Origin of the sequence: Aquabacterium sp., assembly GCF_049274795.1 — a bacterium.
In the GTDB taxonomy this organism is placed as follows: Bacteria; Pseudomonadota; Gammaproteobacteria; order Burkholderiales; family Burkholderiaceae_C; genus Aquabacterium.
Genome location: NZ_JBASTH010000056.1, coordinates 1 through 16,742 on the forward strand (window position 1 = coordinate 1; position 16,742 = coordinate 16,742).

15 protein-coding genes and 3 tRNA genes are annotated in these 16,742 nt (G+C 67.7%); all 18 read right to left on the bottom strand.

Translation table 11 applies throughout. The annotated features are described in order from the left end of the window. A partial coding sequence (locus WAQ08_RS08740; protein WP_230411639.1) for a GTP-binding protein occupies nt 1–145 on the bottom strand: 145 nt, incomplete at its 3' end. 49 nt (nt 146–194) lie between these two features. After that, nucleotides 195–269: transfer RNA gene (locus tag WAQ08_RS08745), tRNA-Thr, on the bottom strand. A 135-nt stretch (nt 270–404) separates the two neighbouring features. Next, nucleotides 405–478: transfer RNA gene (locus WAQ08_RS08750), tRNA-Gly, on the bottom strand. A gap of 40 nt (nt 479–518) precedes the next feature. After that, nucleotides 519–604 (bottom strand) — tRNA-Tyr (locus WAQ08_RS08755). A gap of 64 nt (nt 605–668) precedes the next feature. Continuing rightward, nucleotides 669–1,724 (bottom strand): acyltransferase family protein, encoded by a 1,056-nt coding sequence (locus WAQ08_RS08760; protein ID WP_422191007.1) that lies wholly within the window; start codon nt 1,722–1,724, stop codon nt 669–671. A gap of 13 nt (nt 1,725–1,737) precedes the next feature. After that, on the bottom strand, nt 1,738–3,264 hold the full coding sequence (locus WAQ08_RS08765) for a lipid II flippase MurJ (RefSeq protein WP_422191009.1): 1,527 nt from the start codon (nt 3,262–3,264) through the stop codon (nt 1,738–1,740). A 17-nt stretch (nt 3,265–3,281) separates the two neighbouring features. Further along, entirely contained in the window at nt 3,282–4,103 is an 822-nt protein-coding gene (locus tag WAQ08_RS08770; RefSeq protein ID WP_422191011.1) for an acyltransferase, read from the bottom strand. Continuing rightward, on the bottom strand, nt 4,100–5,518 hold the full coding sequence (locus tag WAQ08_RS08775; protein WP_422191013.1) for an O-antigen ligase family protein: 1,419 nt from the start codon (nt 5,516–5,518) through the stop codon (nt 4,100–4,102). Before WAQ08_RS08775 ends, WAQ08_RS08770 begins: the two co-directional genes overlap by 4 nt. Then, nucleotides 5,515–6,807, bottom strand: a complete 1,293-nt coding sequence (locus WAQ08_RS08780) for a glycosyltransferase family 4 protein (RefSeq protein ID WP_422191015.1) — start codon at nt 6,805–6,807, stop codon at nt 5,515–5,517. Before WAQ08_RS08780 ends, WAQ08_RS08775 begins: the two co-directional genes overlap by 4 nt. A 2-nt stretch (nt 6,808–6,809) precedes the next feature. Beyond that, nucleotides 6,810–8,177 (bottom strand): beta-galactosidase, encoded by a 1,368-nt coding sequence (locus tag WAQ08_RS08785; protein ID WP_422191017.1) that lies wholly within the window; start codon nt 8,175–8,177, stop codon nt 6,810–6,812. Then, nucleotides 8,174–9,472, bottom strand: a complete 1,299-nt coding sequence (locus tag WAQ08_RS08790) for a glycosyltransferase (RefSeq protein ID WP_422191019.1) — start codon at nt 9,470–9,472, stop codon at nt 8,174–8,176. Before WAQ08_RS08790 ends, WAQ08_RS08785 begins: the two co-directional genes overlap by 4 nt. An 18-nt stretch (nt 9,473–9,490) precedes the next feature. Continuing rightward, complete coding sequence (locus WAQ08_RS08795) at nt 9,491–11,482, bottom strand: GumC family protein (RefSeq protein WP_422191021.1); 1,992 nt, start codon at nt 11,480–11,482, stop codon at nt 9,491–9,493. A gap of 18 nt (nt 11,483–11,500) precedes the next feature. Further along, a complete protein-coding gene (locus tag WAQ08_RS08800) occupies nt 11,501–12,289 on the bottom strand; it encodes a polysaccharide biosynthesis/export family protein (RefSeq protein ID WP_422191023.1) in 789 nt (262 codons plus the stop codon). Between the two features lie 70 nt (nt 12,290–12,359). Further along, nucleotides 12,360–13,265 (bottom strand): glycosyltransferase family 2 protein, encoded by a 906-nt coding sequence (locus WAQ08_RS08805; RefSeq protein WP_422191025.1) that lies wholly within the window; start codon nt 13,263–13,265, stop codon nt 12,360–12,362. Nucleotides 13,266–13,425: 160 nt separating this feature from the next. After that, complete coding sequence (locus WAQ08_RS08810; protein WP_422191027.1) at nt 13,426–14,163, bottom strand: uracil-DNA glycosylase; 738 nt, start codon at nt 14,161–14,163, stop codon at nt 13,426–13,428. Between the two features lie 8 nt (nt 14,164–14,171). Next, the gene (gene trpC, locus WAQ08_RS08815; protein ID WP_422191029.1) at nt 14,172–14,972 is read right to left on the bottom strand and encodes an indole-3-glycerol phosphate synthase TrpC; all 801 of its coding nucleotides are present in this window, start codon (nt 14,970–14,972) and stop codon (nt 14,172–14,174) included. Between the two features lie 30 nt (nt 14,973–15,002). Then, nucleotides 15,003–16,043: an anthranilate phosphoribosyltransferase gene (gene trpD / locus WAQ08_RS08820; protein ID WP_422191031.1), complete on the bottom strand. Its 1,041-nt coding sequence runs from the start codon at nt 16,041–16,043 to the stop codon at nt 15,003–15,005. 16 nt (nt 16,044–16,059) lie between these two features. Next, the gene (locus WAQ08_RS08825) at nt 16,060–16,644 is read right to left on the bottom strand and encodes an anthranilate synthase component II (RefSeq protein ID WP_422191033.1); all 585 of its coding nucleotides are present in this window, start codon (nt 16,642–16,644) and stop codon (nt 16,060–16,062) included. Between the last annotated feature and the right edge of the window lie 98 nt (nt 16,645–16,742).

A 16,742-nucleotide genomic window follows, 5' to 3' on the forward strand; every position in this document is an offset into this window, starting at 1 on the left:
GGTCGTAGGCCTTGGCTTCGCCGCCGAACTTCTTGGACAGCACGGTTGCGATGGCAGCCGTCAGGGTGGTCTTGCCGTGGTCAACGTGACCGATGGTGCCCACGTTCACGTGCGGCTTGGTCCGTTCAAACTTGCCTTTTGCCATTTGCGCGCTCCAGCGTTCTAAGAATGAGCCTGAGGGGATTTGAGAGGTGTGGTGCCCATGGGCAGGATCGAACTGCCGACCTCCCCCTTACCAAGGGGGTGCTCTACCACTGAGCCACATGGGCATCGACACGGGTCTGGAAGCCAACCGCGCTTAACGGCTTACGCCTGCGCTTGCATCCACACCACTGTCGACACGTCTACCCCGAAAATCGGGAAGACCGCGAGTTTAGCACGCGAACCATGACAGAACCGCGACCTGGAGCGGGAGACGGGAATCGAACCCGCGTCATTAGCTTGGAAGGCTAAGGTTCTACCATTGAACTACTCCCGCCCGGGAGCCATTCATGATCACACGATCACGTGTCTTGCCTTGGTGGAGGGGACAGGATTCGAACCTGTGTACGCATAAGCGGGCAGATTTACAGTCTGCTGCCTTTAACCACTCGGCCACCCCTCCGGCAAGCCCTAGATATTAGCACAGGATTTGGTGCGCAATCAAGGAAGCGCCAAATTTGTGCCCATCACGCCGCTGCAGTGTGCGGCGCAGGCGGGGGGCGCCTGAGCATGGGCGCCTCCACCAAGTGCCACGAGAGCCAGGCCAGCGCCACGACCAGGCCCAGCACCAGGGCCAGACCGCCCCAGGGGCTGGCCTGGAACACGCCGAAGTGCACCAGCAACTGGATCAAGGGGAAGTGCAGGATGTAGATCCCGTAAGACAGATCGCCATGGCGCGTGGCATTGCCCAGCCACGGCAGGCCGAAGGCGGCGTAGAACACCGCCCCTGCCAGGGCGAGCGGGAACAGGTAGTTCAGCTCGAAAGCCAGCGCCAGGCCCAGCAGAACCACGCTGACCGCCCCCAGCGGCCAGCCCCGGGCCTTCAGCCGCTCGCGCTCGTAGTAGCACCAGGCGCCGGGCAGGAAGAACATCAGCCAGCCAGGCATCTGCTTGGCCAGCTCGATGTACACGCCACGGCCGGTGGCCTCACCCAGGGCCGTGAAGCCGCCCCACCACAGGCAGGCCAGCACAAAGCCCAGGCCCAGCACGGCGTGGTGCCCCAGCCGGCGCACCAGCCACACGAACACGGGCACCACCATGTAGAACATCAGCTCGACCTTGATCGTCCACAGTGCGCCATTGATGGCGGTGTACGGCTGCCCCTCGAACACACCGGGCAGCGTGGGCTGGATGAAGTTGAGGAAGATCAGGTTGCCCCAGAGGTAGCGCCAGGTGTCGCTGTGCTGCCAGTAGTCGGACCAGGCCAGGGTGCTCACCCACGCCCCCATCAGCACGCTGAGCACGATCACCACGGCGTAGGCCGGCACGATGCGGCGCAGGCGCTTATCAACGTAGCGCCCCAGGCGCGGGGCCTGCTCGTAGCTCTGGAAGACCAGGTACCCGCTGATGATGAAGAAGGTGCACAGGGCCACCCGCGCATCCAGCCAGTGCAGCCAGGCCAGCGCAGGCTCGGCCGTGAGGTCGTGGATGTGCAGGGCCATCACGCCCGAGGCGGCCAGCAGGCGCAGCACATCGAAGTTGTTGTGGTGCCGGGTGGGCGGGGTTGCAGGGGTACGGCTCATGCGAAGGGCGGCCTCAGGCGGCGCTCAAAGGCTTCCAGGGCTTGAGGACAAGAGCCAGCAACACCAGGCTGATGGCACCGGCGGCCGTGGCCCAGGCCAGTTGCCACCATGGCAGGAGCGGCAAACCCGGCGCCACCACCATGCCGGCCAGCGCCAGCAGGGCGGCGCTGCCGGCCAGATGCGGCCACAGCGGCACCCGCCCCCACAGGCCGCTGCGCCACCACAGCAGGCCGCCATTGACGACGATGCCCAGCAACAGGGCCGCGGCCATGCCCTGCACGCCGAAGGCCCAGGCCAGCAGGGGCAGGCTCAGCGCCTGCGCCAGGCCGCCGGCCAGTTCGCATTCGAAGGGCAGGCGGGTGTTGCCCGCCGCATGGTTGTAGCGGCCCAGCAGCAGGTTCCAGCTGGCCACGACCAGGCTCACGGCGTACCAGGCCAGCACGGGGCTAAGCACCTCTGCCCCATGGACGCGTGGGAACAGCAGTGCCACCAGCGCCTGCGTGGACAGCAGCAGACCCACGGCCGCCGGGCACGACACGGTGGTGACCAGGGCCAGCCCCTGGCGCAGCACCGCCAGGCGCTCGGCCCCGGCGGCATGCCGGCTCATCAGGCCCAGCAGCACCTGGTTGACGGCCATCAGCGCCAGCAGCGGCAGGTTGACCAGCTTGCGCGCCAGGTTGAGCACGGTCACGACGCCATCGCCCAGGTAAGAGGCGACGATGCGCTCGATCAGCATCAGGCCCTGCCCCACCCCCGCGCTGCCCAGCAGCGGCGCCAGGCGCACGGCCAGCGCCTTGAGGCTGGCCAGATGCGGGCGGCAATCGGCCCAGGCCAGGCCCTGGCGTCGCATGGACGGCCACAGCAACAGGCCCATGGCCGCGCCACCCGCCACGAAACACCACGCCAGGCCGATCTCGGTGGTGGCCTGGCGTGCCCAGGCCATGTAGGCCACGGCCGGCAGGTTGTAGAGCAGCGAGCCCAGGCCCGCCAGCACGAAGCGCCCACGCGCCTGCAGGGGTACGCTCCACAGCGCATGCAACCACATGCCGGGCACGCTCCAGGCCAGCAGGCGCAGCACGTGTTCGGTGGTGGCGCGCTGCTCGGGCGAGAGGCCAGGGCCCACGACCCAGACCCACAGCGGCGCGCCCAGGCTGAGCACCACGGCCAGCCCCAGGCCCACCAGGCCCAACGAGGCCGTCATGCGCGACAGCCATTGGGACTGCGCGGCAGCGGGCGGCATCGTGTCAGCAACTGCAGGGTTGGCATCGCTGGATGATCCGGGCCCAGAAGGCACATCGGGCGCAGAGGTGTTCGAGGCCGTCGCAGGCACACGCAAGGCCTGCCACAGCGCCAACCCGGCCGACGAGATGACGCCACCACCCAGCACCGTGCGGATGGCCTCGGGCAGGAACATCGCGATCAGGAAGGCGTCCGCGCGGGCACCGGCCCCCCAGTTGGCCACCAGCAGCCACTCGCGCGCCAGGCCGGCGGCCAGGCCCGTGACGGTGACCATTGCGAGCAGGCCGGCAGCGCCCAGCATGGTGTGGCGCGCCCCGCTCAGTGCAGCAAGGTGAACAGGCCTTTGCCGCCCACCTTGTAGTTCAGGCCGCGCACCCGCGTGCCCACAGGCTTGGCACCCTGGCCAGCCACGATCACGTAAGGCTCGATCTTCTTGGAGACCACGCAGTTGGCCGACACCACCGCGCCCTCACCCACGTGCGCGCCCATCAGGATCATGGCGCGCGAGGTGATCCAGGCGTAGTCGTCGATGCGGATGGGGGCCGAGACCGACCAGAACTCCGGCGCCTCCAGGTCATGCCCGCCCCCGATGATCAGCACATGCGAGGCGATGGTGACGTGGTTGCCGATGACCAGGCCCGAGCGCGCGTCGATCTGGCAGTGCCAGCCGATGCAGGTGTCGTCGCCGATGGTGAGGCTTTCGATGCCGATGACCTCTGTGTGGCGCCACACGGCCGAGCCCTTGCCGATCTTGGCCCCGCCCAGGCGCAGCCAGGCCAGGCGCACGTTGTGGCTGGGGATCTTGTTGATCACGATGTTGTAGGCCAGTTCCCACATGCGGCGGCAGCGGTCCACGAAGGTGGGCCAGTTCTTGCCATAGTCGGGCAGAAGTTTGCCTGGTATCTCATCGCGCAACACAGCGAAGAAGCGCCGGGCTAGCGGCTGCTCAATCCGCTTCTCGATGTTCATGCAGGGGATGTACGTGAGCGCGCCCTCGCGGCTGGGCGACTCAAAGGCGAAATCGTTGGCCAGCATCCAGTCATAGGCCTCGGCCAGGGCCTCGGGCGTGGCGTTCAAGCGCGCGGCATAGTCGGGCAGGCGATCGCGCAGGCCTGCGCTGTGCAAGGTGCGGTGTTTCATGGGCAGTTCACAGGACGGCTCCCTGGGCGATTTGTGAGCGGTTTGGCCGTGGCGATCGAGGCAGGCTGCGAGGTGCGCGCCAGCATCAGCCCCATGGCCAGGATCAACCAGAACAGCGAGATCAACACCTGGGTGAAGCTGAAATAGTGGTCGATGAAGCCAGTGCCCAACGCCGCCAGCACGGTACCCGTGGTGGCGATGCGCAAGGCGTTATGCGGCCCGACGTGGCGGAAATCACCCGTCAGCCGCACCTCGCGCCACCAGGCCAGCGTGACGGCGATGAACAAGAGCATGCCGGGCAGGCCCAGCTTGAACCAGTAGTTCAGCCACAGGTTGGAGATACCGTAGACGCCCTTCTCGGGCGAGCTGGCCGGCGTCTCGGCCTTGAACCCCAGCCCCAGGGGATAGCGCAAGGCATTGCCGGGGAAGTGCGTGTACTCGTCGAAGCGCACGCCCGTGCTCACGTCGTTCGATGAGAACAGCGACGCGAAACGCTTCTGCGCGGGCGGGTAGACAAGGAGCAGGCTCACAGCCAGCAGGATGGCAAGAACCAGGCCACGACCGGCATAGGGTGTCTTGCGCCAGGCCAGCCAGGCCACGAACACGCCCAGGCACAACAGGGCACCGCGAGAACCGCTGAACACGATGCCCCCCGTGCCCGCCACGAAGACAAAAGCACCCAGCCAGCGCCGCCAGCCCTGGTTGACCACGGCATAGAACACACCCAGCGGGGCCGCCAGCAGCATCGCCGCGCCCGTGGAGTTGGGATGGATCCAGGGTGACGGCATGCGGCCGGGATCAGCGTAGAAGATGTCCTTGATGACCTCGGGGTTCGGGTAGCGCAGGGTCGCGAGAAAGGCCGTCATGCGCGTCGGATCGCGGCTGATGGCGAAAAAGCCCAGCGCAATCACCAGCAAGCCGGCAAAGCCCAGCAACAGCGCCAGCATCAGGCGATCGCGCGTTCTTTCGTCACGCACCAGCAGAGGCAGCAGGAACACCGGCGACAGGTTGAGCACCCAGCGCGCCCAGTTCAGCGGACCGATGCCCACGCCTTCCGGCCGCAGTTGCCCGGCCACCATGGGCACCAGTGCCCACAAGGCCAGCCAACCCAGCAGGCGTTCAGGCCGGCCACGGGGCCAGGCCGGCAGGCGCCCTCCCAGCCACTGGATGGCCACGCCCGCCCAGGTCAGCACCAGCAAGGCTTCTGGCAGCGGCAGGGGGCCGGCCTTCATCCAGGGTACGGCAGGCGCCAGCAGCGCGAACAACAGCAGGCCCCGCAGAGGCTGGGTGACGATGGCCACGGCCACCACAGCACCCACCACGGCCACCATCATCAGGGGCGCACCGCCAAGCATCATCAGCGCGCCGAACAACAGGGGCAGGCCCACCGGCAGCAGCATGGCGCCGCGGGTCATGCCACCTCCTCATTGGCCGCCAGTGGGCCCACGCCCTGCCCCCGCACACCACCGAGTCGGTGCAGCGTGGGCAGGCGTTCGTACAAGGCCTCGAGCTGGGCCGCCGAGGCAGACCAATCGAAGCGTGCAGCCACGTGCGCACGGCCGGCCTCGCCCAGCGCCCTGGCCTGCGTCGGCTGGCTCAAGACGCCGGCCAGGGCCTCGGCCAGGCCCTGGGCCGAGCCCCCCAGGTGCGCATGCTCGCCATCGACCACCTCCAGGCCGGACACGCCCTCGGGCGTGCTGACCAGGGGCAGGCCCGCGGCCAGCGCCTCGAGCACCTTGAGCTTGGAGCCGCCGCCAAAACGCAGCGGCGCCAGGAAAGCGGCCGCCTCGGCCTGCACCCCGGTCAGATCGGACACATAGCCGCGCCACTCGATGCGGGCATCGGTGAAACGGCGTGGCCAGGCCTCGGGCAGCGCGTGACCACAGACGATGAAGCGCGTCTCAGGTCGCTGGCGCCACAGACGGGGGAAGACCTCGGTGAGCGCCCATTCGATGGCGTCCACATTGGGCGCGTACTCGTAGTTGCCGACGAACAGCACCTTGTCGCTGCCCACGGCGGGCGTGACCTGCGCGAAGGCGCGCGTGTCGACACCGTTGGCGACCACGCCGACCGGCTGGCCGCCGCTGAGCCGCGTCATGACCCGGGCGTCAGCCTCGGTGACAGCGGCCACCGCGCTGGCCTGGGCCAACACACGACGTTCCCAGCGGCGCGCACGCCATTGGTCGTAGCGCGCGAACGGGCGCAGGAACCACGGCCACTTGCCATACGTGGCCACTCCCAATTGCGACTCGACGTTGTGCTCGCACAGCACGAAGGGTTGCCGATGGCGGCTCAGCGGCGCTTCGAATGGCTGGAAGCCATAGCTGTGCTCGATCTGCACCACGTCCCAGCCGCCCTCGGCCAGCAGGGCCTCGAAGCGGTCCGCGAGTGCCGGCGCATGGCCATTGACCGTGGTCAGCAGGGGCCAGGGCGACAGCGCGGCATGCCACAGCGTGAGCGGATGCTTGAGTGGCCGCCGCGGCAGCACGATCAGCTGTTCGACCAGGGGTTCGAGGCGCGCACGCCCTTCGTCATCCAGCGGCGTCTTGGACTGCACCAGCAGCGTGATGCGGTGACCGCGCTCGGCCATGCGGCGCAACAAATGGTATTGCCGTGACTTGCCACCACTGGTGGTAGGCCAAGGCAGGTAAGGCATCGTCCACAGGATGCGCAGCGGGCGGACTGCGGGCGCGGGGGACTCCATGCTCAGGCCACCAGGATCTGCACGGCCGCGTCGACGGGCACGACCAGGCCCTTCGGCCCTGGCTTGAGCGTGGCCTGCGTGCCCTTGAGCGGGTGATGCAGCACGGCCTCCTTGCGCCACTGCGGCAAGGTCACGGACACCGGCTTGTCGGACCAGCACATCCACACCTGGCGACCATCCGGGCGCTTCCAGGCGATGCTGACCAGGCCTTTGGGCACGCCGCCTTCGATCTTGGGCAGCGCATCGGGCTCCAGGCGCGGGCCGCAGGCCTTCAGGAAGCGCTGCAGCGCATGGTAGACAGGCTTGGGCTCGCCGTTCTCGCGCAGCAGGCCGTAGCTCTGGTCACGCACGCTGGCGCGCTTGTCCAGATCAGACAGGGTGAACAGGAAGACGCGGTCGTAATCCAGCGCGGCCATCAGCGCCAGCCGGCGCAGCACGTAATCGGCCTGGCCCTGCTCGCCGACGATGGGCTGCTCTTCTTTCGGCCCGGCATAGCTGGACCAGCCCCACTCGGTGGCCCAGATCTGCTTGACCCCAGCGGCGCGCAGCCACTGGTGGGCGGGCTGCACCTTGCCGACGAAGTCGCGCTCATCGCCCTCGGAGCCCTCCGGGCGCGCCGTGTAGGGGTGGTAGGCAATGATCAGGTTGAGGTTGAAGGCGCCCAGCTCGCCCATCTTCTGGATCATCAGCCCGCCAGTGGGCATCTCGCTGAAGTAGGCCATGCCGGCCATGGCGATGGGCTTGTCGGGCACGGTGGCCCGCAGGGCCTGCACGGCGGGCAGCAACAGGCGGCCATAGCCTTCCGGATCGGCCTTGGGCGCCCAGAAGCCCAGGATGTTGGGCTCGTTCCAGACCTGCCAGACATCGACACTCGGGTAGCGCTTGGCCAACTGCATCATGCGCAGCGCGTAGATCTTCGGATCGCGCGGGGGAAACTTGTCGAAGTACTGGGCGTACTTGTCGTTGGGCGACACCGAGGTGGCGAACTTGGGCGTGCCCACCACGTAGGTGATGTTGCGCAGGCCCATCTGCCGGGTCATCTCCATGGCCTGGTCGATGGCCTTGAACTCGTACTTGCCCTCCTCGGGCTCCAACAGCATCCAGTGCAGGCCCAGGCGCACCCACTGCAGATCGAGCGCCTTCAGGCGTTCGGCCTGCTTGCGCGCCATCTCGGGCGGGAACCACTGGAACTGCGCGTTCACGCCCAGCCAGTCTTTCCAGACCACGGGGCGCGCGGGCTTGAGCTCGATGGGCTTGGGACCGCCAGAAAACCAGCTCGCGCGCGACCAGGGCGCCATCAAAGGGCCCAGCGCCAGCAGTGCGGCGGCACGCTGCAGGTGACGACGACGGGCAGCGCGTTGGGTCGTCATGCAGGCTCCTTGGGCACGGAGGGGGGCAAGGTCATGGGCCGGGGCGGCAAGCGTTGCGGCACAGGCAGGCCCCGGCGCTGCATCAGCCCTTCGAAATAGCTGCGGAATGCTTCGCCCGTGCGAGGCCACGCCCGCTGATGTGCCAGCTCGGCCGCGCGCGTGGCCCAGGCCTGCGTCAGCGCGGGGTCTTCAAGCACCGAGGCCAGCACCTTGGCCAGCGCGCCCACATCGCCTTGCGGGTAGGCTTGCCCATTGCCGGAACGGATCTCTTCGGCAAAAGCGCGGGCGTTGGATGTGATGACGCCCCGCCCGCAGGCCACGGCCCAGGCCAGCGCACCGCTGGTGCCGCGCATCTGCCCGAGCAGCGCCAGCTTGCGCGATTCACGGTAGGGCAGCACCATCACATGGTGGCGCTGGATCAGCGCCGGGATGTCGCGCGCGTCGATGTCCAGGTCCCAGTCGACCATGTCGTCGAGGCCGCGCGCCTTCACGCGGGCGCGCAGCGCGTCCAGATAGCTGCCCTGGGCACCGAAAGCGATGTCGGGCGAGGTGCCGCCAGCGATGGTCAGGCGCAGTTGATCGGCCTGATCCGCCAGCTCGGGTTGATCACGGTGCAGCGCGCGCACCTGGTCGCGCACACGGCCCAACGCGTCGACCAGATCCTCGATGCCCTTGCCGCTGTAGATGAAGCCGAAGTACAGCAGGCGGATGGGGCCTTCAGGCGGCAAGGGCGGCAGTTCACGGGCGGCGATGTCCAGCGTGCCGTGCGCAATGGCCTGCACCTTGGTGCGCGGGATGCGCATGCGGGTGGCCAGGCGCGTGGCACCCGTGTCCGTCAGGGCCGCCAGGCCGTCGAGACGGCGCGCCAGGCGGCGCTCGGCCCACATCGTGTGCGGATCGCACAGCACGGCCAGCACCTGCATCACAAAGCGCGGCAGCACACGCGAGCGTTCCAGCGCGCGGTAGAGCCGGCTGACCGGGCGCCACACCAGGCGCTCCGGATCATGCACGGTGACCGACAGGGCTGGGCGTTGCGGCAGGCGTGCCAGCGCGCACAGCGCGAAAAACTCGCTGTGGCGCCCACCACCGATCTCGGCATGCACCACATCGACCTTGGACCAATCCCGCTCGGCCACCCAACGGCGGGCGTCGGCCATGCTGCCCAGCGGGCGCTGCCCCAGCAGGGGTGTGAGCACATCGATGCCCGCGCCATTGAGCGCACGGCGGAAGTTGGCCGCATAGTCGGCAATGCCCGTCTGCTCGGGCGGCAGGGGCGACAGCAGGGCCAGGCGCACGGTTGCAGTCCCCCCGGCTCAGCGCTGCAGCCAGCGCAGCACGTGCGGAGGCACTTCGAAGCGGCGCCGGTTGATGATCACACCATCGACCTTGTGGAAGGCCGTGCGCAGGATGCCCAGGGCGTTCTCGACCACCGGTACGGTGCTGGCACGCGCCTCGACCACCAGCACGATCAGGTCGGAGCGGCTCAGGCGCACGAAGGCATCGCGGTTGCTGAGCAGGCCCGCGGCCTCCAGCAGCAGCACCTCGCCGGGCTGGGCGCGCTCAGGCTGGCCTTCAGCCACGTTCAAGCGCACCGTGAGGCCCTGGGCCTGCAGCAGCGTGCGCAGGCGCAGGGCGATGAAGCTCACCCCCTCCTTGGGCCGCGACGAGGTCAGGCCCACGGTCAGGCCCTGTTCGGCCGCGCGGTCCAGCGGCAGCATGCCGTAGATGCGGTAGAGGCTGGCATGGAACTCATTGTCCTCGCCCGCGCTGCCACCGCCGATGTCCTTGATCGTGCTCCACAGCGGCACGCCAAAGCGCTGCTCGACGCGGCCACCATCGTGGATGCGCTGGTCGGTCAGCGAGCGCAGGTAGATCACCAAGAGGCCTACCATCAGGCCAGCCGGCGCCGCCAGCGCCAGCAGCAGCAGGCTCTTGGGCGACACGCGTGCCGGGTTGAAGGTGGCCTGCTCGATCTGGGCGATGTTGTTGATGCGGTTTTCATCGAGCGCCTGGTCGATGCGGGCTTTCTCCAGGCTGTCCAGGTAAAGCACGCGGCTCTTTTCGGCCACGGCCAGCGCCTGCTCCAAGCGGGCCAGCTCGGGCTCGCTCTCGAGCACCTGGCGGCGCGCGGCTTCCAGCTCGCCGATCTCCTTGTCGTACACGGACGAAAAGGTGATCAGCTCGCGCAGGCGCACGGATTTTTCAAGCTGGTTGCGCTCCAGCGTGGTGCCCAGCTCGTTGGGGGTACGGCGCTCGGAGCGCTGCACATTGCGCTCTTCGGCCTGCACCTGCTTCTCCAGCGTGGCAATGCTCTCGTTGAGCGTGAGCACGGTGGGCGCGGTTTCCTTGTAGACGCGCAAGGCATCGGCGCGCTGGCGCTTGAGCTCGTTGAGCTGGTTGCTCAGGGCCAGCCAGGTCGGGCCATAGCCCACCTCGCGCTCGGACACCACCTCGCGCGGCAGCGTCTTGGCGCGCCCGGAGGCGTAGTTCAGGCCCTGCTCGGTGGCATCCTTCTCGGCCAGGATCTCGGCGCGGCGCGTGCGCAGTTCATTGACCCGCTTGGTCAGCGCTTCCAGGCGCTCGCTGGCGCTGACGCCCTGGATCTTCTCCAGGCGGGCGCGCCACAGGGCCTTGCTCGATTCGATCTGCTGGTCGGCGTCGCGCACCTTGCCTTCGTAGAAGGTGACCAGGCCCTTGCGGCCCAGCACGGCAGTGCGCTCGTCCAGGTAGACCTTCACCCAGGTCTGCATGATGCGCTGCGCCACCAGCGGGTCGTCCCACACGAAGCGCAGCTCCATCACGTTCGAGCCCGGGCCGTGCGAGGCCTGGAAGCGGTCTTCCAACTTGGCGGCCAGGCGCTCCTCGGGGGGGCGCGCCTCGGTCAGGCCCAGCTTGGTCGTGACCCAGCGCAGGCCGTCCAGGGTGGCCAGCGCCGCCTGGCCGACCTGGGCCTTGATCTGTTTCCACAGACCTTGCGGGGGCGGCTGGCGGGCCATCTCGTCCATGTACAGCCGCGCCACCTGGTTGATCACGGGGCGGCCCGTGAGCATCTTCTCTTCGTCGATGATCGGATCGCGCTGGGACACCGGCGCCAGCATGGTCTGGCGGTCACCCGCGTCCAGCGGCACCGTGAGGTTCTCGCGGCCGGGCTTGACCAGCAGGCGCGCCTCCGAGGCGTACCTGGGCGGCATCAGAAAGGCGATGCCCACGGCCAGCACCACCGTCAGGCCAAAGGCAATCAGGAACTCGCGGCGAAAGATGTAGAACAGGCGCAGCAGGTCGCGGAAAGAGCGGATGTCGATCATGTTGTGGTTCTGCGCCGGTCAGTCGAAGCTGGTCACGGTTTTGGTGGTGCCGATGCTCCGGCTGAAGTTCACGCCCACGCCACGGCTGAAGGGCAGCAGTTGGTTGATGTAGACCTCGACACCGTCGGCCGCGTTGCCGGCGCTGGATTTGGGCACGAAGATGATGTCACCGCGTTGAAAGGCCAGGGTGGCGCGGCCTTGCTCGGTGGGTTCGAGCATCTTGCTCAGATCAACAAAGTAGACCTGGTAGCGCTCCTGCGCGTCCATGCGCATCAAAGCCACCATGCGCGGGTCGGCCGACGGCATCAGCCCACCTGCCGCGAAGATAGCCTGCTCCACGCTGGCCAGCGCGCCCATCTCGATGGGCAGCGGGTTGCGCACGGCGCCAGCCACGATCACGCGGTTGCTGGGCGATGAGGTGATGTTGATGGTGACGCCGGGCTCACGGTAGTAGGTGTCGAGCCGGCTCTTCATCTCCGCGGCCAGTTCGTCAGGCGTCTTGCCGGCGGCCTCGACCCGGCCGATGAAGCGGTAGGAGAAGCTGCCATCGCCCCGCACCACGTAGCTCAGCGCCTGGGTGTCCTCGACCAAGTTGCGCAGATCCATCGCGGCGGGCTGGCTGTCCGGCACGATGCGCAGCACATCGCCGGGGCGCACGCGCGTGGGCAGCTTGGGCAACTGGGCCAGATCTTCAGGCTTGAGCAGACGGGCCAGGAACGCCTCGCCACGCGGCGGGACCAGGGTGCCCATCGGGGTGCAGGCCGCTGCCAGCAGGCAGATCACAACGGTCGCGATGTACTTCATCATGTCAGGAGCGGAGGATGCCCGAAAGCCGGGGCGAAACGACGATTCAGCATCCGTGGTTTGAATCGACAGTTCAATTGCCAGACTGTTGCCCCCAGGACGGTTTGGGCGGACCTTCCGCACGCCAGCGCGCGTACGAGCGTGCCAACCCCCCCCGGGATGGCCGTGCCAGCCAGGGTACCCCGAACTTGGCGAAAAAACGCGCCATGCTGCGCAAATGCGTCTTGCCCGACTTGGACCAGATGCCGGCGGCGCTGTGGCGCTGGTGCTCATGGACCAGCTCCACGCTGGGCACGGCCAGCACATGCCAGCCCGTCACCCACATGCGGGCGCACAGATCCACCTCCTCGAAATAGAGGAAGTAGCCTTCGTCCATGCAGCCCACCTGCCTGAAGGCCATGGTCCGCACGACGAAGCCCGTGCCCATCACCCAGTCGGCCTCGAAGGGCTCAGCGCCCCATTCGCGCTTGAGCAGGTGCGAATCGATGCGCGAGCGCATCGGCCCCCAGCGGCCCAGCAGGGTGCGGCGCGCCAGGATGTCGGGCAGGGAGTAGAAGCGCCGCGCCGAGTACTGCAGGCTGCCATCCGGGTTGATCAGGCGCAGGCCGGCCACGCCCAGGCGCGGGCGCTCATCGAACAGCCGGCGGATGGTGTCGACATCGTTGCGCTTGAAATAGGTGTCCGGGTTGAGCACCAGCACCAGGTCGGTGGTGGCGGCCTGGACGCCCAGGTTGACACCCGCACCGAAGCCGCCGTTGCGGGTGGAGAGCACCACCCTCACGCCGGGCGGCAGGGCCGCCTGCAGGCGAGCGGCGGACCCATCGGGCGAGGCGTTGTCCACCACCACGATGTCCGGGGCCGCGGCCACGCCGTGCTGGAGCAGCGAGGCCACGCAATTGACGGTCAGGTCCAGCGTGTTGTAGTTGACGATCACCACGCCCAGGGTACTCACCGGGGCGCCTTCGGGGATGGCGGGCATCGGGCTCCTTCTGGCGTCGCGGCCACGCCTGAACGACAGACATGCCACGATGGCCGAAAATAATAGCGAATTGTCCCGATGAGCAAAGCCGGCTAGAACACCCGGGTCAGGTGGTTCACGCACGATTGATGTGCGTAAGCCTCGGTTCTTGAACAGAACGTTACAAAGTACCGGGACGGCCCACGTCCCAGTCTGGGGCGCGCGGCCCCAGGAAGCGATTGACAGCCCCGAAGTGCCCGCAGCCGATGAAGGGCTGAGGCGGTCGGCTGGCCGACAAGGGCGAGGGGTGGTTGGCCGTGAGCACCAGGTGCTGGGTGCCCGCCGCCTCGATCAGCGGCCGCTTGCGCTGGGCATGCGCGCCCCACAGCAGGAAGGCCTTGGGCGCCGCATCGGCCGCCACGGCGGCGATCAGGGCATCGGTCAGGATCTCCCAGCCCCAGGTGGCGTGGCTGGCGGCGGCGCCGTCCTCCACCGTCAGGCTGGTGTTGAGCAGCCACACGCCCTGCTCCGCCCAGGCGGTGAGGCAACCGTGCGAGGCGATGGGCACGCCCAGATCACGGTGCAGTTCCTTGTAGATGTTGCGCAGGCTGGGCGGCAGCTTCACGCCCGGCAGCACCGAGAAGGCCAGGCCGTGCGCCTGGCCTGGGCCGTGGTACGGATCCTGGCCCAGGATCACCACACGCACATCGGCACGACGCGTGAGGCGCAAGGCCGCAAAGACATCGCCCGGGTAGATCACGGCGCGCTGCTGGCGGCGCGCTTCCACGCGCTGCACCAGGGCCTGCCCCGGCGCGCTCGCGGCGAAGGCATCGGTCAGATCGCGCCAGTCCGGCGGTACCTGGGCGAACAACTCGGGCAGCGGTGCGCTCAGCCGGTTGTCCGGCAGCAAAAGCGACATCGGCCGCGTCAGCCGAACAGTGCCCGCAGCGCCACACCCGGCTCAGGCGCGCGCATGAAGGCCTCACCCACGAGAAAGGCATTCACATCGGCGTCACGCATGCGGTGCACATCGGCCGGGCCCAGGATGCCCGATTCAGTCACCAGCAGGCGGTCGGCCGGCACGCGGGGCAGCAGGCCGAGCGTAGTGTCCAGCGTGACCTCGAAGGTGCGCAGGTTGCGGTTGTTGATGCCGACCAGCGGGGTCTTGAGCTTGAGGGCTCGGTCCAGCTCGGCGCCATCGTGCACCTCGACCAGCACGGCCAGGCCCAGGCTCTGCGCGCAGGCTTCCAGGTCGGCCATCTGGGCGTCATCCAGGCAGGCGGCGATCAGCAGGATGCAGTCAGCACCCATGGCGCGGGCCTCATACACCTGGTACTGGTCAACCATGAAATCCTTGCGCAACACCGGCAGCGAGCAGGCCGCACGGGCCTGTTGCAGGTAGGTGGCGGAGCCCTGGAAGAACTGCTCATCCGTCAGCACGCTCAGGCAGGCTGCGCCTTCGGCGGCGTAGCTGGCCGCGATCTCGGCAGGCACGAAGTGCTCGCGCAGCACACCCTTGCTGGGGCTGGCCTTCTTGACCTCGGCGATGACGGCGGCCTTGCCGGCAGCGATCTTGGCGCGCAATGCGCCGGTGAAATCGCGCAAATCGGCCTGTTCACGGTTGCGAGCCTCGGCCTCGTCACGCACGTTGGCGAGCGACTTGTGCTTGAGCGCCGCGGCGATCTCTTCGTGCTTGACGGCAACGATCTTGTTGAGGATGTCTGACATGACGGTATCCGGTGATGGCCTGAAGCGGGATCAGGCCGCGGGCTTGAAGCCCTGCGTGGTCTGCACGAAGCGGTGGAGGGTCTCGGCGGCGCGGCCGCTGGACAAGGCCTCGCGGGCACGGTCCACACCATCGGCCAGCGACGAGGCCACATCGGCCGCATAGAGCGCCGCGCCGGCGTTGAGCAGCACGATGTCGCGCGCAGGGCCCGACTGGTTGTCGAGCACTCGGCGAATGATGTCCACCGAGGCCTGCGCATTGATCACCTTGAGGGCCGAGCCATCGTGCTGGGCCAGGCCGAACTGCTCGGGGTGCACGGTGTACTCGCGCACATCGCCATCCTTCAGTTCGGCCACCAGGGTGTCACCGGCCAGCGTGATCTCGTCGAGGCCATCGCTGCCATGCACCACCAGCACGTGCTTGGAGCCCAGGCGTTGAAGCACCCGGGCCTGGATGCCCACCAGGTCGGCATGGAACACCCCCATCAGTTGGTTGGGTGCATTGGCCGGGTTGGTCAACGGGCCCAGGATGTTGAACAGCGTGCGCACGCCCAACTCCTTGCGCACGGGGGCGGCGTGCTTCATCGCACCATGGTGGTTGGGCGCGAACATGAAGCCGATGCCCGTGGCCTGAAGGCTTTCGGCCACCTGCTCGGGGTTGAGGTTGATGTAGCCACCCAGCGCCTCCAGCACATCGGCGCTGCCGGTGCTGGACGACACGCTGCGCCCCGCGTGCTTGGCCACGCGCGCACCCGCCGCCGCGGCCACGAACATGGCCGTGGTCGAGATGTTGAAGGTGTGGGCGCCATCGCCCCCCGTGCCGCACAGGTCGATCAGGTGGGTGGTGTCAGCCACGTGCACGGGCGTGGCGAACTCGCGCATCACCTGGGCCGCGGCGGCGATCTCGCCCACGGTTTCCTTCTTCACACGCAGGCCGGTGATCAGGGCCGCCATGATGACGGGCGACATCTCGCCACGCATGATGCGCCGCATCAGGCCCAGCATCTCGTCGTGGAAAATCTCGCGGTGTTCGATGACGCGCTGCAGCGCCTGGGCGTCGGTGATGGTGCTCATGTGCGTTGGCCCTCGCTCACATCTGCAGGAAGTTCTTGAGCATGACGTGGCCGTGCTCGGTCAGGATCGACTCGGGGTGGAACTGCACGCCTTCGAGCGGCGCGAAGTTCTTGTCGGTCTGCGGGCCCTTGTGGCGCACGCCCATGATCTCGCCATCGGGCGTGGTGGAGGTGATCTCCAGGCAATCAGGAAGGGTCTCGCGCTCAATGGCCAGCGAGTGATAGCGGATCACGGTGAACTCGCGCGGCAGGCTCTGGTACACGCCCTTTTCATCGGTGGTGATGACGCTGGTCTTGCCATGCATCTGCTGGGCAGCGCGGATCACCTTGCCGCCCAGGGCGGCGCCGATGCTCTGATGGCCCAGGCACACGCCCAGGATGGGCAGTTGGCCGGTGAAGCGTTGCAGCGCGGGCACGCAGATGCCGGCTTCGGCGGGCGAGCACGGGCCGGGCGAGAGCACCAGGCGGTCGGGCTTCATCGCGGCGATCTCGTCGAGCGAGATCTCGTCATTGCGAACGACCTTGACCTCTTCACCCAGCTCGCAGAAGTACTGCACCAGGTTGAAGGTGAAACTGTCGTAGTTGTCGATCATCAGCAGCATATGCGCTCTATCCTATTGATTTCATGAGGGATTTCTTGGCAGCCCTCGTTTTGATACCCGCTTTGATACCCGCTTTTTTGCTCACTGGACAGCCAGTG